Origin of the sequence: Pseudoalteromonas sp. SCSIO 43101 (assembly GCF_023650775.1) — a bacterium.
GTDB classification, from domain to species: domain Bacteria; phylum Pseudomonadota; class Gammaproteobacteria; order Enterobacterales; family Alteromonadaceae; genus Pseudoalteromonas; species Pseudoalteromonas apostichopi.
In genome coordinates, this window is sequence record NZ_CP072673.1 from 1,999,429 (window position 1) to 2,017,635 (window position 18,207).

General features: G+C 40.1%; 18 protein-coding genes and 1 pseudogene. 8 read left to right on the forward strand and 11 right to left on the reverse strand.

What is annotated here, in order from left to right:
* The first annotated feature begins 24 nt into the window (after nucleotides 1–24).
* From mnmA to J8Z25_RS09360, 5 genes are all read left to right on the forward strand, one after another.
* Nucleotides 25–1,125, forward strand: a complete 1,101-nt coding sequence (gene mnmA / locus J8Z25_RS09340) for a tRNA 2-thiouridine(34) synthase MnmA (RefSeq protein ID WP_130052284.1) — start codon at nucleotides 25–27, stop codon at nucleotides 1,123–1,125.
* Nucleotides 1,125–1,727 (forward strand): high frequency lysogenization protein HflD, encoded by a 603-nt coding sequence (gene hflD, locus J8Z25_RS09345; RefSeq protein ID WP_130051383.1) that lies wholly within the window; start codon nucleotides 1,125–1,127, stop codon nucleotides 1,725–1,727. The genes mnmA and hflD overlap by 1 nt, the downstream gene beginning before the upstream one ends.
* A gap of 33 nt (nucleotides 1,728–1,760) precedes the next feature.
* On the forward strand, nucleotides 1,761–3,131 hold the full coding sequence (gene purB, locus J8Z25_RS09350) for an adenylosuccinate lyase (protein WP_130051382.1): 1,371 nt from the start codon (nucleotides 1,761–1,763) through the stop codon (nucleotides 3,129–3,131).
* A 73-nt stretch (nucleotides 3,132–3,204) separates the two neighbouring features.
* Nucleotides 3,205–4,350, forward strand: a complete 1,146-nt coding sequence (locus tag J8Z25_RS09355) for a cupin domain-containing protein (protein ID WP_250660948.1) — start codon at nucleotides 3,205–3,207, stop codon at nucleotides 4,348–4,350.
* Between the two features lie 12 nt (nucleotides 4,351–4,362).
* The gene (locus J8Z25_RS09360; RefSeq protein ID WP_178927024.1) at nucleotides 4,363–4,821 is read left to right on the forward strand and encodes a GNAT family N-acetyltransferase; all 459 of its coding nucleotides are present in this window, start codon (nucleotides 4,363–4,365) and stop codon (nucleotides 4,819–4,821) included.
* A 68-nt stretch (nucleotides 4,822–4,889) separates the two neighbouring features.
* Here J8Z25_RS09360 and J8Z25_RS09365 read toward each other — a convergent pair whose 3' ends face one another.
* The 6 genes and pseudogenes from J8Z25_RS09365 to J8Z25_RS09390 all read right to left on the reverse strand — a co-directional run bounded on the left by J8Z25_RS09365 (nucleotide 4,890) and on the right by J8Z25_RS09390 (nucleotide 10,103).
* Nucleotides 4,890–5,336 carry a DUF4826 family protein gene (locus J8Z25_RS09365; RefSeq protein ID WP_130051379.1) on the reverse strand — a complete coding sequence of 149 codons (447 nt, stop codon included), beginning with the start codon at nucleotides 5,334–5,336 and terminating at the stop codon, nucleotides 4,890–4,892.
* A 137-nt stretch (nucleotides 5,337–5,473) separates the two neighbouring features.
* Nucleotides 5,474–5,812: pseudogene (locus tag J8Z25_RS20885) on the reverse strand (DUF924 family protein); the annotation flags it as partial.
* Nucleotides 5,813–5,989: 177 nt separating this feature from the next.
* Nucleotides 5,990–7,234: a lipoprotein-releasing ABC transporter permease subunit gene (locus tag J8Z25_RS09375; RefSeq protein ID WP_130051378.1), complete on the reverse strand. Its 1,245-nt coding sequence runs from the start codon at nucleotides 7,232–7,234 to the stop codon at nucleotides 5,990–5,992.
* Nucleotides 7,224–7,922 carry a lipoprotein-releasing ABC transporter ATP-binding protein LolD gene (gene lolD, locus J8Z25_RS09380; RefSeq protein WP_130051377.1) on the reverse strand — a complete coding sequence of 233 codons (699 nt, stop codon included), beginning with the start codon at nucleotides 7,920–7,922 and terminating at the stop codon, nucleotides 7,224–7,226. Before lolD ends, J8Z25_RS09375 begins: the two co-directional genes overlap by 11 nt.
* The gene (locus tag J8Z25_RS09385; protein WP_130051376.1) at nucleotides 7,915–9,132 is read right to left on the reverse strand and encodes a lipoprotein-releasing ABC transporter permease subunit; all 1,218 of its coding nucleotides are present in this window, start codon (nucleotides 9,130–9,132) and stop codon (nucleotides 7,915–7,917) included. The genes lolD and J8Z25_RS09385 overlap by 8 nt, the downstream gene beginning before the upstream one ends.
* 89 nt (nucleotides 9,133–9,221) lie before the next feature.
* Nucleotides 9,222–10,103, reverse strand: a complete 882-nt coding sequence (locus tag J8Z25_RS09390) for a LysR family transcriptional regulator (RefSeq protein ID WP_130051375.1) — start codon at nucleotides 10,101–10,103, stop codon at nucleotides 9,222–9,224.
* Nucleotides 10,104–10,213: 110 nt separating this feature from the next.
* Between J8Z25_RS09390 and J8Z25_RS09395 the strand changes: the two genes are divergently transcribed.
* Complete coding sequence (locus tag J8Z25_RS09395; protein WP_130051374.1) at nucleotides 10,214–11,335, forward strand: S-(hydroxymethyl)glutathione dehydrogenase/class III alcohol dehydrogenase; 1,122 nt, start codon at nucleotides 10,214–10,216, stop codon at nucleotides 11,333–11,335.
* Between the two features lie 55 nt (nucleotides 11,336–11,390).
* Nucleotides 11,391–12,227, forward strand: a complete 837-nt coding sequence (gene fghA, locus J8Z25_RS09400) for an S-formylglutathione hydrolase (protein ID WP_130051373.1) — start codon at nucleotides 11,391–11,393, stop codon at nucleotides 12,225–12,227.
* A gap of 14 nt (nucleotides 12,228–12,241) precedes the next feature.
* On the opposite strand, the gene J8Z25_RS09405 is transcribed toward fghA, so the two are convergent.
* The 3 genes from J8Z25_RS09405 to J8Z25_RS09415 all read right to left on the reverse strand — a co-directional run bounded on the left by J8Z25_RS09405 (nucleotide 12,242) and on the right by J8Z25_RS09415 (nucleotide 14,453).
* Nucleotides 12,242–12,487 carry a hypothetical protein gene (locus J8Z25_RS09405; protein WP_130051372.1) on the reverse strand — a complete coding sequence of 82 codons (246 nt, stop codon included), beginning with the start codon at nucleotides 12,485–12,487 and terminating at the stop codon, nucleotides 12,242–12,244.
* 52 nt (nucleotides 12,488–12,539) lie between these two features.
* Nucleotides 12,540–12,884 (reverse strand): hypothetical protein, encoded by a 345-nt coding sequence (locus J8Z25_RS09410; protein ID WP_130051371.1) that lies wholly within the window; start codon nucleotides 12,882–12,884, stop codon nucleotides 12,540–12,542.
* Nucleotides 12,885–12,959: 75 nt separating this feature from the next.
* Nucleotides 12,960–14,453, reverse strand: a complete 1,494-nt coding sequence (locus J8Z25_RS09415; protein WP_239977421.1) for a BCCT family transporter — start codon at nucleotides 14,451–14,453, stop codon at nucleotides 12,960–12,962.
* 224 nt (nucleotides 14,454–14,677) lie between these two features.
* Here J8Z25_RS09415 and J8Z25_RS09420 point away from each other — a divergent pair, with 224 nt between their 5' ends.
* Nucleotides 14,678–15,094, forward strand: coding sequence for an MgtC/SapB family protein (locus tag J8Z25_RS09420; RefSeq protein WP_130051369.1), 417 nt, complete (start codon nucleotides 14,678–14,680; stop codon nucleotides 15,092–15,094).
* Between the two features lie 4 nt (nucleotides 15,095–15,098).
* Here J8Z25_RS09420 and J8Z25_RS09425 read toward each other — a convergent pair whose 3' ends face one another.
* Together J8Z25_RS09425 and J8Z25_RS09430 are read right to left on the reverse strand one after the other, a co-directional pair.
* The gene (locus J8Z25_RS09425) at nucleotides 15,099–16,175 is read right to left on the reverse strand and encodes an energy transducer TonB (protein ID WP_130051368.1); all 1,077 of its coding nucleotides are present in this window, start codon (nucleotides 16,173–16,175) and stop codon (nucleotides 15,099–15,101) included.
* Nucleotides 16,176–16,277: 102 nt separating this feature from the next.
* Complete coding sequence (locus tag J8Z25_RS09430; protein WP_250660949.1) at nucleotides 16,278–18,176, reverse strand: beta-ketoacyl synthase; 1,899 nt, start codon at nucleotides 18,174–18,176, stop codon at nucleotides 16,278–16,280.
* Between the last annotated feature and the right edge of the window lie 31 nt (nucleotides 18,177–18,207).

Genomic DNA, 18,207 nt, shown 5'->3' on the forward strand with positions numbered 1-18,207 from the left:
AGTTAAAAAATGACAGCGAATATTATGAGCGAAAATAGTCACATTAAAGTCATCGTGGGTATGTCCGGCGGTGTGGATTCTTCTGTATCAGCGTATTTATTAAAGCAACAAGGCTATCAAGTTGAAGGCCTGTTCATGAAAAACTGGGAAGAAGATGATAATGATGAATATTGCGCTGCAGCTGAAGACCTTAAAGACGCACAAGCAGTCTGTGATAAATTAGGTATTGAGCTTCATACTGTAAATTTTGCAGCAGAATACTGGGATAATGTTTTTGAGTACTTCTTAGCAGAGTACAAAGCAGGCCGTACGCCTAACCCAGACATCATGTGTAATAAAGAAATTAAATTCAAAGCATTCTTAGAATTTGCAGCTCAAGCACTCGGCGCTGATTACATCGCTACTGGTCACTATGTGCGCCGTGAAAAACGGGGTGATAAATTTGTTATGTGTCGTGGCCTTGATGACAATAAAGATCAAAGTTATTTCTTATACACTTTAAGCCATGAACATATTGCACAAACGCTTTTCCCTGTAGGTGATATTGCTAAACCTGAAGTTCGCCGTATTGCCGAAGAGCAAGATTTAATAACTCACGATAAAAAGGACAGTACAGGTATTTGTTTTATCGGTGAGCGTAAATTCAAAGATTTCTTACAAAAATTCTTACCGGCACAGCCAGGTAAAATCGAAGATACCGATGGCAATGAAGTTGGTGAGCACGAAGGCTTGATGTATCACACTTTAGGTCAACGTAAAGGCCTCTTAATTGGTGGTATGAAAGAAGGTTCGGGTGAACCTTGGTATGTTGTAGACAAAGACATTGAACGCAATGTACTAGTTGTTGGCCAAGGTAAAGACCACCCTCGCCTATACAGCAATGGCTTAAATGCAAATCAACTACACTGGGTTGACCGTGTTGGCCCTAAAGGTACAACGCGCTGTACTGTTAAAACTCGTTATCGCCAAGAAGACATCAGCTGTACATTACTCGTTGGTGAAGATGGCATGGCTCGCGTATTATTTGATGAGCCACAAAAAGCGGTTACACCTGGTCAATCAGCCGTATTCTACGCTGATGAAGTCTGCTTAGGTGGTGGTATTATTGATTCGGTGATTAAGTAATGACAGAGCACCAAGTCATGGCTTTAGCTGCCATGTGCCAAGTTGCCAAACAAGTACAAAAAGTTGCGCAATATGGCCAAGGCAGTGATCACGAATTAGAAAAGTTATTAAGCTGTATTGTCGAAACATCACCTGATACACCTGAAGATGTATATCAGGGTAAACATAATTTACGTGAAGGCTATCGTATTTTGATTGCCCAGCTTTCTGCCGGCGCAGATAAAGACGTCGAAATCGTAAAATATGTAGGTGGCTTAATGCAATTAGAACGTGCCTTGAGCGCAAAACAAAGCAGCTTAAATGAATTAGGTCGTCGCATTGATGACGTTAAACGTCGCCTCGACCATTTTGCTATCACAGATGATACTGTAGTAGCAGCGCTTGCTGATATTTACTCGTCGGTGCTAAGCCCCCTTGGGCATCGTATTCAAGTTTACGGCAAGCCAGAGTTATTAAAACAGCAGCTCACGCAAAACAAAATTCGCGCCTTATTATTGGCCGGAATTCGTAGTGCCGTGTTATGGCGACAAATGGGCGGTAAACGCCGTCACTTTTTCTTTGCAAAAAGAAAAATCCTCGCTATTGCTAAACAATCAATTTAATTATCGTTCAAACTAGACAATTTAGGAGTCATTATGGAGCTTTCAGCGTTAACCGCTATCTCTCCGGTAGATGGTCGCTATGGCAGCAAGACCACGGAACTACGCAGTATTTTCAGCGAATTTGGTTTAATCAAATACCGTGTAACTGTTGAAGTTCGTTGGTTACAAGCTTTGTCTGCAGCTAGCGCAATCACAGAAGTACCGGCATTTAGCGACGAGGCTAATGCTTTACTTAATGCCATTGTTGATAACTTTAGCGAAGCTGACGCAGCACGCGTTAAAGAGATCGAGCGCACAACCAACCATGACGTTAAAGCAGTTGAATACCTACTTAAAGAAAAAGTGGCTGACAACGCGGAGCTTAACGCAGTTAACGAATTCATTCACTTTGCATGTACTTCAGAAGACATCAATAACTTGTCTCATGGTTTAATGCTAACTGAAGCGCGTGACAAAGTATTACTTCCATACTGTGACCAACTTCTAAATGCATTAAAAGAAAAAGCAGTTGAGTACAAGTCAGTTGCGATGATGACACGTACCCACGGTCAACCAGCTACCCCTTCTACAATGGGTAAAGAGTTTGCAAACGTCTACATGCGCTTAAAGCGTCAACGTGACCAAATTGCTAACGTAGAAATGTTAGGTAAAATCAACGGTGCTGTAGGTAACTACAACGCTCACCTAAGTGCATACCCAGATTACGATTGGCACAGCCACGCTGAGCAGTTCGTAACGAGCCTAGGTTTAACATTCAACCCGTTCACAACACAAATCGAGCCACACGATTACATTGCCGAGTTATTCGATGCAGTTGCACGTTTCAACACTGTATTACTTGATTTTGACCGTGACGTTTGGGGCTACATTGCACTTAACCACTTCAAACAAAAAACAATCGCAGGTGAAATTGGTTCTTCAACAATGCCTCACAAAGTAAACCCGATTGATTTTGAAAACTCTGAAGGTAACTTAGGTATTGCTAACGCTATCTTTACTCACCTTGCACAAAAACTACCGGTATCTCGCTGGCAACGTGACTTAACTGACTCAACAGTGTTACGTAACCTAGGTGTTGGTATGGGCTACACTCTTATCGCTTACCAAGCGACATTAAAAGGTGTAAGCAAGCTTGAAGTAAATGAAGAACGTTTATTACAAGAGCTAGATCAAAACTGGGAATTACTCGCAGAGCCAATCCAAACTGTTATGCGTAAATATGGTATCGAAAAGCCATATGAAAAACTTAAAGACCTTACTCGTGGTAAGCGCGTAAACCAAGAAATCATGGCTGATTTCATCGACGGTCTTGAGTTACCTGAAGAAGCAAAAGTAGAAATGAAAAAATTAACTCCGGCTAATTACATTGGTCGTGCGGTTGAGTTCATCGATAACTTAGCTTAAATTCAAATTAAGACTTAAAAAAGCGAAAGGCCTTCCTTTCGCTTTTTTTATATCAATTCGCTTAGGTCATGTTATGTATCAATTAACCATCAATTCATTAACCCAAGAGCAATTTTTAGCTGAGTATTGGCAGAAAAAACCATTACTTATAAAGCAAGGCTTCAAGGATTTTTCAGATCCGATTGAGCCCGAAGAATTGGCTGGTCTTGCCATGGAAGAAAGCATTGAATCACGTATTGTGACCAATCACTCAGATGATTGGCAAGCACACCATGGTCCGTTTGAAGACTTTAGCTTGCTAACTGAAAAGCACGCTACATTACTGGTGCAAGCAGTTGACCATTGGCATAGCGATGCTGCTCAATTACTAGAGCCATTTCGCTTTATTCCTAACTGGCGCATCGATGATTTAATGATTAGCTACTCAACACCAGGTGGTGGTGTTGGCCCGCATTTAGACCAATACGATGTGTTTATTATTCAAGGCCAAGGCAAACGCCATTGGCGGGTTGGTATGCCTGATGCTAACCTAAGACAGTTTGCGCAAAATAAAAGCCTGCTGCAAGTCGAGCAGTTTCCTGCTGTTATCGACTGTGTTTTAGAGCCTGGTGATATTCTTTATATTCCACCGGGTTGTCCACATGAGGGTTACGCAGTTGAAAACGCATTAAATTACTCTGTTGGCTTTCGAGCACCAAACCAGCGCGATTTATTATCACAGTTTGCAGACCATTTGATAGATACTGAACTTGGCAATCAACGATACAGTGATGCTGAGCTTAAATTACGTGACTCAAAAGGCGAACTTAAGGAATTTGAAGCTGAAAATGTTAAACAGCTGATGATTGCTGCAATAAATGATGATGCAGTATTTAAGACTTGGCTTGGTAACAATATGAGTCAGCCAAAACATGAAATGGATTTAGCGCCTTTAGAAGAACCTTATACATTAGATAATTTACTTGAGTTACTACGTGATGACGAGGTTGTTTTTGAGCGCTTAGGTGGCACCCGAGCAATCTATCAAGTGATTGGAGATAAAATACTTTTAAGTGTTAATGGCATTAATTACATGCATGATTTACATGAGCTTGAATTAATTAAAAAGCTCACAGATCAAACCTGGCTGACAGCTGCTGATATAAATAGTTCAAAAAATAATCACATTTTCTTGAAAACTTTTACTACACTTTTAAATGAGGGTATTTGGTTTTGTTAGGAGCGTGTGTTTATGGGCTATCAAATAGATGAAGTTGAATGGAGTATCGACAAGGAACTTTTACAACAGATCCGAGAGCGGGTATTTGTTTGCGAATTGCATATTCCAAAACACATTGAGTTTGACCATTTAGATAAAACAGCACATCACGTCCTTGTAACAGACGAATGTAAATGCCCAGTTGCTACTGGGCGTTTATGCAATGATGGCCTAATTGGTCGTATAGCTGTTTTGCCTGAACACCGTAACCGTTCAGTTTACAAATCATTATTGAATTACTTAGTAAGTATGGCTGAAAAGCAAGGCTGTGACTGTGTCAGTATTAATTGCATTTTGAATGAGGTAGACAGGTTTAAACAAAATGGCTTTTCAGCAGATGGTTTAGTGTTTATGGAAGCTGGTATTCCAAGGCAGCGAATGCTCTGCCCTATCAAGCAGTTTGATACGCGGCCATTCACTTTAGTACATTAAGGTTTAGGTAAAATAAAAAAGCTGAATAAAATTATTCAGCTTTTTTATTAGTAAGTTTGTAAAGTCAGTTATGCTGGCTCGTTTTGCCACATTTCTTCTTTTTCAAACAACTCATATAAGCCATGAGCACGATTGATTAGCAAATTCGCAAAATCAACTTTGGTTTTGTCTACGGCCCCTGATTGCATTAGCTGATCAGCCTTCAATTGCCACTGCATTGAAAAATAACGTAATACTTCACGTGCATTAGTTGCTGCGCTTGCTTCAGCGTGATCAGTCGGTAAGCGACCCGTGATCACCCAATAGCTTTTACCGTTTTGTGCTTTAAATTTCCAAATTGCCACTAAAGGCGCAATGAAACGACTTTCTTTCTCAACAACAGTTTGCGGGATAACCCCTTTTTCTGCTAAATGCTTTTGTGCATTTTGGAAACATTCTCTTTGCCAAATAACACTTTGTTTTTGCGCTTCGGCTTGTTCTTCTGGTGTTAATGGTCTTGCTTGTTTTTGTTCCATGGTGGTTACTCTTTTACAACATTTCTGACACTTTAAGGTTTAAAATGGCGCTGTGCAAGTGTTTACGGGCAATCAAAAGGCATTTTAATTTACTTGAGTATTATTCAGCCAACTCAGAATGAAGAGTAAGGCACAGTTTAAAATTGCAGCTCTTCAATTGTTGATTCTCGACCTAAAATTGTGTTGCGGTGTGGGTAACGACCAAACCTATCAATAATAACTTTGTGTTTTAGTTCAAATTCATAATTACTCATGCCTTTAAACAATTGCTCAGCCTGCTGATGAATGACTTTCGATTCACTGTGCATAAAAAGCATATAAATAAACGCTACTTGTGAGCTTTCAAGTTATATATCAAAACCTAGTTCGATAGCTCTTTGCGCTAAGCTTAGTGCTTACGGATCTTGGCTAAACGCTTTCGCTGTTTCACGGTCAATACCGCGTGAAAACTGAGCTAACACGATGATTTCAGCTAATAGCCTAGTGCATATATTCACTAATCAGCATGCTCGCCAGCTAACCTGCAAAAGACATTATGAAAACTAACGCTTAATTAATGCATCAACTTCATCAGATTGTTAATACCAACCTTCAGGGCCAAATTCATGAAACCAAAAATCAATAATCTAATGCTTGTCCAAGCTTGAATTTCTTTAGTTACCAAGTACTTTTGCAGGGTCTACCCGGGTTGCTTGCCACGCTGGGTAAAGTGTTGCCAAAATTGCGAGGACAAAGGTGACAATCACGGTGATAACGATATCTTGCCATACTAATTTGCTTGGTAAAAACTCGATAAAATACACACCTTGTAACGGGTTATCACCAAATAAGTTACTTACCCAAGTGAACAGTTCACTAATATTTAATGCTAGCATCACACCGATAATCGTGCCCAAAATCACACCTATTAAGGCTTGTGTAAAACCTTGCATAACAAAGGTCGCTAAAATGGTACTATCTTGTGCGCCCATGGTTTTTAAAATCGCAATATTTGCCTGTTTCTCACGTACTTCCATCACTAGAGACGAAACAATATTGAAACTCGCTACCGCAATTATTAAAAACACCACGATATACACAATGGTACGAACCATTTGAATATCTTGATATAAGCTCCCCTGCGTTCGAAACCAACTAGAGACATAAACATAATCTGGAATAACTTGCCCAACACGCATCGCTGTTTGATGGGCGGCGAACACATCGGCCACTTGTAATCGTAAGCCGGTTACTTGGTTTTCATTAAAGCTCAGCACATTTTGCGCTTTGTCTAGACGAATAAAAGCCGCGGTTTCATCTATTGGACCGCCCATTTTAATAATACCTGCCAGATTCAAGCTCACGCGTTTTGGAGCCAGTAAAGTGTTACTTTGCTGGTTTATCTGTGGGATTAATAAGGTAACTGGATCGCCAATTTTAAGACCTAATCGGTTTACTATTTGTTGTCCTAAAAGCACATCTTCTTGTTGTAACTGGCTAACTAAGCGCCCTTCTGTAAATTGGTTTAATGCCGACACCTGATTTTCAAATTCAGGGCTAACACCGCGCACTTCAACCGCTTTTAACTCACTTTTATATTGCGCCATACCATTAACACTAATAAAGGGTGCAGCACCTGTTACACCGGTTTGAGAGCGAAGTAGCGCAATTTTTGATTGCCAGTTATTGATTGGTTTATTTGGCGCGACATATTCAACCTGTGGTACAACCGATAAAAGCCGATGCACTAATTGCTGCTCAAAGCCATTAATAACTGAAAGAGCAACAATTAAGACGGCTACTCCTAAAAGTATGCCAATCGTAGAAGCTTTAGCTATAAAGCTAACAAAGCCATTTTGTCCGTCTTTTTGTCCGCTATGAGCGCGGAATCGTTTTGAAATAAAGGCACTAAGCAACATGCTGAGACTCTTTAATTGCAAGCTTACCATCATCTAAATAAGCAATTTTGCCGAGTTTATCTGCAAGCTCTAAATCATGAGTTACCACTACAAAACTGGTTTTTAAGCTGGTATTTAACTCTTTAATTAAGTCGTAAATCTTAATAGCGTTTTGTTTATCTAGGTTACCCGTTGGTTCATCGGCAAGCACCAAAGCAGGCTCTGTTACTAATGCACGTGCGATTGCAACCCGCTGCCTCTCACCACCTGATAAAGCCGATGGTTTATGTTCGCTGCGATGAGACAAGCCTACTTTATCTAGCATGTTATGCGCTTTTTCCGTTGCATCGACTGCACTTAAACCTTTAATTAAGAGTGGCATAGCAACATTTTCAATCGCAGTAAATTCCATTAATAGATGATGGAATTGATAAATAAAGCCTAAATTTTCATTCCGGAAACTAGCTTGTTGTTTTCGATTTAATTTAGAAACCTGCTGACCTTTAATTTCAACCTTGCCTGAACTTTCGTTATCCAAGGTGCCTAATATATGCAATAAAGTACTTTTGCCTGAGCCAGAGCTACCTACAACAGCTAACATTTCGCCTTGTTTAAGTGTTAAATCAACCCCTTTTAATACCGCAACCTCGTTATCGCCATCTTGATAAACTTTGTTCAGCTGCTGACAATTGATAACTAAATCACTCATAACGTAATACCTCTGCTGGATTCACTTTTGCAGCTTTTCTGGCAGGATACAAAGTAGCTAAAAAGCTCATCGCAATACTCCCTGCAGCAATTAGACTCAAACTCATAACATCAAATTTAACTGGTAAACTCACACCCGCTAATAAATTGATGCCTAACATATTTAATAATTCATTAATGTTGCTACTTAATAGCACACCAAGTAACGCACCAATGCTGGTACCGATCAGACCGTTATATAAGCCTTGGATCATAAAAACATGCTGCACTTGTAACGGGGTTAAACCCAGTGTTTGTAAAATAGCTACTTCACTTTGCTTCTCACTGACCATCATGGTTAATGCTGAAACTATATTAAACACCGCAACGAGCACGATTAAGCCAAGTAACATCGACATAATACGCTTTTCCATCGCCACAGCAGCAAATAGTGTCCCTTGGCTAGCTCGCCAATCAGCCACTGTGTAATCATTTAAAATAGCTGACTGAGATTGCAAAACTTGCTCAACAGCAAATGGTTCATAAAGCGAAACACTTAAGTTTGGTGCCGCTGATTTTGCCAGCTTTAAAACCCGGCCTAACGAATAACCACTAGTAAATGCCAATGACATATCGATTTCTGATTGCGTTTCATAAAGAGCGCCAACGGTAAACAAGCGCTGGCTAGGTACTCGACCTAGGGGGGTATATGAACTCGCATTAGGCATAATCACCCGTACTTTATCCCCGAGCGAAATGCCTAATTTTCGGCTCAAATAGCGGCTAATAGCAATATGGTAGTTGCTATCCATTACTTGTGACCAATTACCGGCAACAATTTTATCCTTTACGTTATAGAGGGAGCTTCCTTCATCATAGAGCCCTTGTAACAATACGCCGTGCAAATCTTGGTTAGTTTGTAAAATAGCTTCACCATGACGATAAAGGTTAACTTGTTTAATATCTTGAGAGTTTTCTAGTTGCTGCTTTAACTGCAGCATGGTTTCTTTCGAGTTATCATCAGCAGATACTTCGATATGGGGAATTAATCCAAGCATGTTGGTTTTCAGGTTATTTTCAAAGCCATTCATTACTGAACTGACTGTAAACAAGGCCATTAAGCCAATAGCAATGCCCGCAATAGAGAAAAATGAAATAAATGAGATAAAGGCATTACCCTTTGAGGAGCGACTATATCTCAGCCCTATAAAAAGGCTAACAGGTTGAAACATAATAAGTTATGGATATTCCAAGGGCTAAATATGCGCTCATGTTAGCACAGATTTAGCTAGCATGGGATGCGTGAAATTGTAAAAAATAATTATAAATCTGATACTTGAACAGTAGCAACCAAATGGTCTAGTAATGCTTTTACATTGGTTGCTATAAACTGCCTAGGTGGATAAACACCCCATACACCTTCAGGTGCGGGTGCAACATTTGAAAGTACAGCGGTCAACTTGCCACTGGCTAGGTGTTCATTAACATAATAATCCGGTAGTTGCACGATACCCAACCCTTTCATAGCAGCGTCAACCAATGCCCAACCGCTGTTACATGCTAACCGCCCAGCCACTTTTATATGCTTATCTTGGCCTTGCTCTTTTACCCGCCAGTAACTGTTATTTCCAATCAGGCAATTATGCTGATGTAATTCACTAACACTATGTGGTTGGCCAAATTTATTTATATATTCAGGGCTACAGCAAATAACAAGCCTGCGCTGACTAATACGCCGTGCTTTCAAGGATGAATCCTTTAAATGACCGAGCCGAATTGCTAGGTCATACCCATCTTCTAATAGATTGACTTGTTCATTACTTAAATGGCTGATCACTTCAATATCTGGGTGTTTTTGCATAAACGAATGTACTGCAGGCATGATAAAACTTTCACCGTACATCACTGGTGCTGTTAGCTTTATACTGCCTTTTGGTGTCAGTTGCTGCTCTGCAAGCAGTGCCGTGGCATCATCCATGGCATGCTGTAATTGCTTTGTTTGATGCGCAAACACCTGCCCCTCTTGCGTTAGCACCACTTTACGGGTCGTACGGGTTAGCAATTGTGTGTTTAATCGCTCTTCTAATTGACTCACATAACGGCTTACATGGGCCACCGACATACCCAGAAGTTTACTTGCTTTGGTAAAACTGCCCGTTTCTGCTACCGCTAAAAATTCATCAATTCCGTGCCAACGATTCATTATTACCATACTGTAAAAGTGTTTTAATAAAACGAAGATTATCATTCATTGAGAAATAAATAAAATAGACTAGGTTTAATACTTACTTCCAACAACTATAAGGGAACGTTATGACTGATTTTATTAAATCAAAAGCGGCTATCGCTTGGGGTCCAAATCAACCACTATCAATTGAAGAAGTGGATGTAATGATGCCTAAAAAAGGCGAAGTGCTTGTAAAGATTGTTGCTACAGGTGTTTGTCACACAGATGCATTTACTTTATCTGGTGAAGATCCTGAAGGTATTTTCCCAGCAATCCTTGGCCATGAAGGCGGCGGTATTGTTGAAGCTGTAGGCGAAGGCGTCACACATGTTGAAGTAGGCGATCATGTTATTCCTCTTTATACTGCTGAATGTGGCGAGTGTAAGATGTGTAAATCTGGTAAAACAAATTTATGCTCTGCGGTACGTGAAACGCAAGGCAAAGGTTTAATGCCAGATGGCACGACGCGTTTCTATAAAGACGGTCAACCAATTTATCACTACATGGGTTGCTCTACTTTCTCTGAGTACACTGTATTACCTGAGATTTCACTAGCTAAAGTAAGCAAAGAAGCCCCACTTGAAGAAATTTGTTTACTTGGTTGTGGTGTAACAACTGGTATGGGCGCTGTAACTAAAACTGCAAAAGTTCAAAAAGGCGATACTGTTGCTATTTTTGGTCTAGGCGGTATTGGTTTATCGGCGATTATCGGTGCGAAAATGGCTGGCGCAGGCCGTATTATTGGTGTTGATATCAACACAAGTAAGTTTGATCTTGCTACTAAATTAGGCGCAACTGATTTAATCAATCCAAATGACTACGACAAACCAATTCAAGAAGTCATCGTTGAAATGACTGACGGTGGTGTTGATTTCTCATTTGAATGTATCGGTAACGTTAATGTAATGCGCTCTGCCCTTGAGTGTTGCCACAAAGGTTGGGGTGAATCAGTGATTATTGGTGTTGCAGGTGCAGGCCAAGAGATCTCGACACGCCCATTCCAACTGGTAACAGGTCGAGTATGGCGCGGTAGTGCGTTTGGTGGTGTTAAAGGTCGCTCTGAACTACCAGAGATTGTTGAGCGCTATATGAATGGTGAGTTTGCGTTAAATGATTTCATCACACACACCATGAAACTTGAAGATATCAATGAAGCTTTCGACTTAATGCACGAAGGTAAGAGCATCCGCTCAGTTATTCATTATTAATCTTTTAATTTGGCGTTAGGTTAATGCCTAGCGCCTTTGTTTCAAGGATTTGGTTATGCTAGAAAACATAAGCTCAACAAAAGTCAGCGGTGGCTGGCACAAACAATATACCCACCAAGCTACCAGTACACATTGTGCTATGCGCTTTGCGATATTTTTACCACCCGGTGCCAGCGAAACGAATAAAGTGCCAGTGATGTACTGGTTGTCAGGTTTAACCTGTACCGATGAAAACTTTATGCAAAAAGCCGGGGCATTTAAAAAAGCGGCTGAACTGGGTATTGCGATTGTCGCTCCAGATACTAGCCCGCGTGGTGATAATGTTCCTGACGATGAAAACTACGATTTTGGTCAAGGTGCAGGCTTTTATGTAAATGCTACTCAAGCACCTTACAATGTCCATTACAACATGTACGACTATGTTGTGTCTGAATTACCGGCACTTATTGAAGCACACTTCCCTGTGACGACTAAAAAAGCCATTGCCGGTCATTCTATGGGTGGTCACGGCGCATTGATGATTGCACTCAAAAACCCGAAACAATACGTCAGCGCCAGTGCTTTTAGCCCGATTGTTAACCCGATTAATTGCCCTTGGGGTGAAAAAGCGTTTAGCAATTACCTAGGTAATGATAAAGCAAGTTGGCTTGAATACGACAGTTGTGAGTTAATGAAAAAAGCCGTCGCTGATGATTATTTACCGATTCGCATTGATCAAGGTGAGGCCGATAACTTCTTAACTGAGCAACTCAAAACAGAGAACATATTTGCTGTCGTGAATGAGAAAGATTATCCAGCCGAAATTAACATGCACGCAGGTTATGATCATAGTTACTTCTTTATCAGTAGCTTTATTGACGAACACCTTATGTTTCATCAAAAGTATCTGTGATTAATATCTAATTTTTAGTGTGAGGGCTTAGCTTCCTCACACTCTTTAATACTTCGTGTGATTTGCCTGCAAACTAACTTTGGTTGTTCCTCTTTTGGTTCGAGTAAACCTATTACAGCGCTATCAATTTCAAAGCCTAACTTTGCAAATGAAAAGCCCTCAGAGTCCGTTACTGTGCTGTTAGTTTGATTTGCATTTGTGGTTGCAAGGTTTGTTGGTTGTGAGTTTTTTGCATAGCCATCTACTATTGACCCCGCCACTGTACACCCCACTAATTGGTAGCTAACAAAGCAAATAACAAGTTTTGAGAAGTTAATCTTCATTATTAAAACTATCCATTAATGTAGGTCTTTTTTTCGGCTCAGCTTGAACCTCAACACATTCATTTACTGCGCGACTTATTTGACGACATTTAAGCTCAACATCTTTACCTTTGCTACCATTCTCTAGACCTTCAATAATCGCCTTGTCGATTTCGTAACCTAGCATTGTCATGGTCATGCCATAGTTAACTCGGTCATTATCTTTTTTATCTGCATAGGCGCTTGCAGGCTGTGCTTGGCTAGAGGCCCCGCCAATACCATCTGCAACTAGACCAACTGCTGTACAGCCACTAAGTAAACTAAAAGGTAGCATCACATACAAAAATTTAAGCATCGGTCCTCCAATACACTTAAGCTTATTTTATAAGCATAATGAAAAATACATAATTTAACTGTAAAAAACTGTAAATTAATCACAAATATCGCGAATAAACTCTTTTAGAAACCCAACTAACTGCAATAGGAATATTAATAAGAAAGGTAAAGCGCCTAAAATTGCAACGCTTCGATTTAATGGCTCATCTTGTAAAAGTAAAAGAGCCAAGCTGCATAAGAATAATGCCAAACACCAAGTGTAAAGGGTCACTCGATTGCTAGGATCAGCTCCTACAAGTTCCCTTATGACTAAAATTGCAGAGTCAGCTGATGTTGCAACAAATATCAATAGTAATAACAAACTAGCCCAAATAAACACGGTTCCTTGCCAACCTAATTGATTAAAAAATACAAATAATCCTTGGCTGTAATCTTGTTTTATCGCTACTAAAATACCCGCTTGATTGAGTCTATCCCATTCAATTGCTGCCCCAGAAAAGGTCGCAAACCAAATAATAGTCACTAAAGTAGGAATACACACAACCGCAAAAATAAATTGCCAAACCTTACGCCCCTGACTTATTTTGGCTAAAAAAACACCAACAAATGGACCCCAGGCTAACCACCAAAAGTAATAGTTATATGTCCAATGAGTGGCCCAATCCGGCGCTTTTAATTGGCTATCAAATTGCCAAGTTCCAGTTACTAGCAGCTGTAAATAATAGCCAGTTCCATCTAGAGCAATTTTTATAATTGGCTCAATCGGCACCACTGTTAATAACCAGACCAACAAACTGAATGCCAAAATCACATTGAAAATGCTTAGTGATTGTACGCCGCGACGTAAACCAAACTTTACTGATAGCGAATATATAACTGTTAATAAACAAACGATTAATGAGCCAACTAATAAAGTAGAAGTAACTCCCAACTCTATCTCAACCCCTTTACTTATCAACAGAGTTGAATTTGCTATAGTGCCAACTACACCAAAAAATATCGCGAGAACAGCAATTAATTTTACAATAAAAGAGACTGTAAATTTTGTTGATTTATCAAACCTGTTACCTACTGCAGTAAGAACAGGCGAACAAATATCACCAGACTTACCACTGTATTGAGTTAACCCACCAAGCACTAAAGCAAATACCGCATAAAGTGCCCAAGCATGAGCCCCCCAATTAACTAATGTTAGCGCCAAGCTACTGGCTAACCTATCTGGATATAAGCTTTGTTTAAGGGGCGGGTCAAGCGAATGTAAAGCAGGCTCCGCAACTCCCCAAAAAACTAGGCCAGAGCCCATTCCCGCAGCAAATAACATAGCAAACCAGCCAAAGTTAGAATACTCAACAACAGCATCTTGCCCACCTACTTTACGGCTGCCTAATGGACTAATAGCTAAAATTATGATGGCGAACAATAAAAAATTCACCATTAAGAAAAAACTACTCCCAATCCAATCTAAAACCGTTTGTACAAAAGGCTGTACTTGTTCAGTGATAAAACTAGGCAAAATTACAGCAATGAGCGCACCTAACATACACAATGCGAGAGCCGTTTTTTCAAGAGATGAGGTTGTATGTTTCAAACTGAAGCCTATTTATTTAGCGTGTTTAGCATACTGTCTGTATGCTGAAATTTCAAACAGCCAAAAGACTGAAAAAATGACACAGTAGTGCGTAAAAATCGCAAATTATATCAAGCTCTACTTTTAAAAACCCGGCTACATGTCCCTAGTTTCCTCATTTTAATTAATTTGCTGATCGGGTATTGAAATTGCAACACTCGGCTATTAACAAAAAGGAATTGATTATGGACTTTAATCTTGATTGGCACGAGATCCTCGATAACCTAATGCACCTGGGGATTGCATACTTACTTGCCCTACCCATGGCATTTGATCGAGAAAAAACAAGTAATGGCGCAGGTCTTCGAACTTTTCCATTAGTTGCTGTTGCATCTTGTGGCTATGCATTAGTTGGAATGTCTGTTTTAACTAGCTCAGAGGCTGAGTCAAAAGTACTCGAAGGGATTATCACGGGTATTGGTTTTATTGGCGGTGGCGCCATTTTGAAGAACAAAAACTCTACTTATGGAACAGCCACAGCAGCCAGTATTTGGAACATGGGACTTATTGGCATTGCTGTGGCATTTAGTCGTTACGAAATCGCCTTTCTAATGGCATTAATTAACTTCGTAACGCTAAGATATGTTAAGCGTTTAAAGTAAACAATTAACTGGCGTCATATTTTGAATTAACAATAGCATAACCAGTTTGTTTTACTTTAATCTCAGCAGAATTTGTAGATTTAACTAATAAACCGCAGCGTCGGCTTTGTTCATCAAGCACATAACTCACTGAATCATTTGCTTCAAGGTCTATTACTTGATCAGCACAACGGATCTGTAATTTAGATACATCACGTGCGCCCTCTATCTTGATAGAACCACGAGATAACGACAAATATGAAAGCTTATCCTTTGAGACATTAATTTGTGAATTGATCTGCGGAGTACGAGCTAATAAGTCATCAATTTGCTTAATTGTGGCAAGTTTGTTTTCTTCTGAAAACTCTTTTCCTTCAATATTATCTAACGCATCAATGGCGTTGTAAGCAAGATTGAAGTCACCCTTAAAGCTGTACCATTGTAAAGCGCTTTTAGCGACTAAATACTGTATATCTGTTGGCAACTTATTTCGTAGTAAATAGGCAATAGACAGCTGCTCATCAAAGCCAAACCATTGTTGTTGATGGTAAAAAAATTGGCTTTTTAGCCATGCAAATAACGCCTGTTCAGAGGTGTTTTTAGTGTGATCTTTATATAGCTTGGCTAGTGCTTGCTCAGCTTTTTTAAATTCCTTTGCTTGCAGCATTTTATTGATTTCATCGTACTCATTGATAAAACCACGGCTAGCCTTATCATTTGAGTAGCCATTAAAATACTTACCTACTTCAAAAGAAAACAGATAACCACCTTCAACTGTTTCACCTTTTTTAGTCGCGGGTGCAAATTCTAAGTTCGTTAAATATTTCTCTGCGTTTTCTTCACTACCACGAGTATCAGATGCCATAATCACTTCGATATCTTTAGCTTTACCTTGTTTGTCCACTACATAAGACATTAAAGCCCAGCCCTCTAAACGAGAGCCATTATAACTACCTGGATAACGCGGATTTGTATTTTTTACGATATAGGCGGAAGTTGCTGCTTGAACATCAACACCTAAATCATTGACGTCTCTTGCTAAAGCCTGTGTTGGTAATGCGATAAGTGAACAAAGTACAGCGAGTTTAGTAAATTTAATCATGAGTAATTGCTCCAATTCCCTTTGATAGGAACATTTATAGCACTAAAAAAGGCGCTTTAAAAGCGCCTTGCTGTCAAGAATGTGCTTAAACAAGTCTTGATCTTAAAACATGTCCGCATAAGGGTTTGATTTTGATAATAAAACCTTTTTATCAAAACCTGGGATTGTCATTGAGTCTTGGCAAATTTTGATGTCATTTTCATCAATTAAGCCGTCACCAAAGCGATAAATAAGCTCATAATGACCTAAATCAGCCTGTTGTTGGTAATCAGCTTGAGCTTGAGCTACTTGAGTATGACGATCCTGATATTCCGCCATAACCACATCACCATGACGCTTTGCTAGCATTTGCAATGTAATTGCTGGAGATAAAACAGTCGCCGTTGCGTTGTTACCACCAAACCCTTTTGAATTTATAAATGCAATGTCCATTGCATCACATTGATAATGTTCTGTGCGAATATCTAAATGCTCGCTATAAACGTCATCAGCCACTTTATCGATTGTAGTAATCCCTGGCATAATGTTATGACTAAACACGCCTAATGCCATGGCTAATTGATCACCACTGGCTGGAGCAATAGTATGCCCAACATACGCTTTAGGAGCTGCAATCTTCCAATTATCAATAGCAAATGTCTGTGCTACCTTATGGTAAATTAATGATTCTGTTACGCGGTTTTGAGGCGTGCTTGAGCCGTGAGCCAATATAAAGCTACGTTTTTGTACCGCTTCTTGACCAACAATACCACTAGCTAGTGCAACAGATTTTGCCATTGTAATATAGTTACCAGGGCCCGGTGCTGTGATTGATTTTTTAATTCCATCAGCATTTACGAACACATCCGCAACGCTACCTAACACATCAGCACCTAACTCTAATGCCAATGCATCATCCATTAAGATAGCAACCTGTGCACCTTCACCAATTGTAAAGCCACAGTTTTCACCAAATGGACGGCTTGTACGGCGATGATCAACGACTTCTGAATTATCAAGGCGCTTTAGGCCCTCTTCATTTGCAAGTGCGCTCATATTACCAAAGCCTTCAACAATTTCTGGCGTAATAGCACACTCTACTGATGCCACAATCGCTACTCGCGTGCGACCTGCTTGAATATCGTTTACAGCAGCACGTAGGTTATATAAAAACGTGGCACACGCGCCTGATGTGGTAAAGGTCGTACCCACGTTACCTGTTACATAAGCATTGATAAAGTCGGTCGACATGGTGTTTAAGCCAAGTGCAAGCTGTTTTGTACTAACGCGATCACCTTGTTGACGCGCACGAATCAAACCACCAAAACCTTCACCATCAACTTGGCCAGCAACAGAGGCTGAGTAAGTACCAATTTGATCAGGCTCAACACTGTTCATTACCTGCTGCCACGGCAGACCAGTCGAACGAATTGCATCAGTTGCAGCAAAGATAGTTGCTTGCAGACCTCTAGGCTGGTAGCGGCTGTTATACATAGCTGAAGGTTCGAAACCTGTCGGTAGTTGACCCGCCGCTTTAATTGGATTATCGCGGGTACTGTCATGTTTAATAGCAAGATCAGCACTAATAGTTACTTTTACTTTTTTATCGCTCAACTCCTCAATGTGCCAGCTACTAGGTACAGGGGTTGGTAAATCACGGCGACGCGTTTCAAAAACTATTTGTTGTTCATCTGACGCTGTTAACGTCATTTTTTGCTGCCACGGAGTCGCATCAACATCGAAGTGATTTTTTTCAATTTTACGAATAAGTGTGCCAGCTAAAATTTGTTCACCGAACTTAGCTTCGATATCTTTTTCAGCAACTGTATTGCCTTGAGCATCTTTAAGTACACCTTCAGTAAGGGTGACTAAGTTCATTAAAGTCGCTAAGCCTAAAAATGTCTCCTGACGGGCTTTAGCGTCCAAGCTGTCTAACACGATACGACGATAACCTTGATGAAAAGAAGTGCGGCCAGCGGCATTAATACCACCCATACCAACAATAACGGGTAATGCTGTCATAAAAAACCTTGAGAAAACGTGTTATGAGAAT

Coding starts and splice junctions, on each gene's coding strand:
- mnmA (WP_130052284.1), top strand. CDS start 25: ATGAGCGAAAATAGTCACATTAAAGTCATCGTGGGTATGTCCGGCGGT.
- hflD (WP_130051383.1), top strand. CDS start 1,125: ATGACAGAGCACCAAGTCATGGCTTTAGCTGCCATGTGCCAAGTTGCC.
- purB (WP_130051382.1), top strand. CDS start 1,761: ATGGAGCTTTCAGCGTTAACCGCTATCTCTCCGGTAGATGGTCGCTAT.
- J8Z25_RS09355 (WP_250660948.1), top strand. CDS start 3,205: ATGTATCAATTAACCATCAATTCATTAACCCAAGAGCAATTTTTAGCT.
- J8Z25_RS09360 (WP_178927024.1), top strand. CDS start 4,363: ATGGGCTATCAAATAGATGAAGTTGAATGGAGTATCGACAAGGAACTT.
- J8Z25_RS09365 (WP_130051379.1), bottom strand. CDS start 5,336: ATGGAACAAAAACAAGCAAGACCATTAACACCAGAAGAACAAGCCGAA.
- J8Z25_RS09375 (WP_130051378.1), bottom strand. CDS start 7,234: ATGTTGCTTAGTGCCTTTATTTCAAAACGATTCCGCGCTCATAGCGGA.
- lolD (WP_130051377.1), bottom strand. CDS start 7,922: ATGAGTGATTTAGTTATCAATTGTCAGCAGCTGAACAAAGTTTATCAA.
- J8Z25_RS09385 (WP_130051376.1), bottom strand. CDS start 9,132: ATGTTTCAACCTGTTAGCCTTTTTATAGGGCTGAGATATAGTCGCTCC.
- J8Z25_RS09390 (WP_130051375.1), bottom strand. CDS start 10,103: ATGAATCGTTGGCACGGAATTGATGAATTTTTAGCGGTAGCAGAAACG.
- J8Z25_RS09395 (WP_130051374.1), top strand. CDS start 10,214: ATGACTGATTTTATTAAATCAAAAGCGGCTATCGCTTGGGGTCCAAAT.
- fghA (WP_130051373.1), top strand. CDS start 11,391: ATGCTAGAAAACATAAGCTCAACAAAAGTCAGCGGTGGCTGGCACAAA.
- J8Z25_RS09410 (WP_130051371.1), bottom strand. CDS start 12,884: ATGCTTAAATTTTTGTATGTGATGCTACCTTTTAGTTTACTTAGTGGC.
- J8Z25_RS09420 (WP_130051369.1), top strand. CDS start 14,678: ATGGACTTTAATCTTGATTGGCACGAGATCCTCGATAACCTAATGCAC.
- J8Z25_RS09425 (WP_130051368.1), bottom strand. CDS start 16,175: ATGATTAAATTTACTAAACTCGCTGTACTTTGTTCACTTATCGCATTA.
- J8Z25_RS09430 (WP_250660949.1), bottom strand. CDS start 18,176: ATGACAGCATTACCCGTTATTGTTGGTATGGGTGGTATTAATGCCGCT.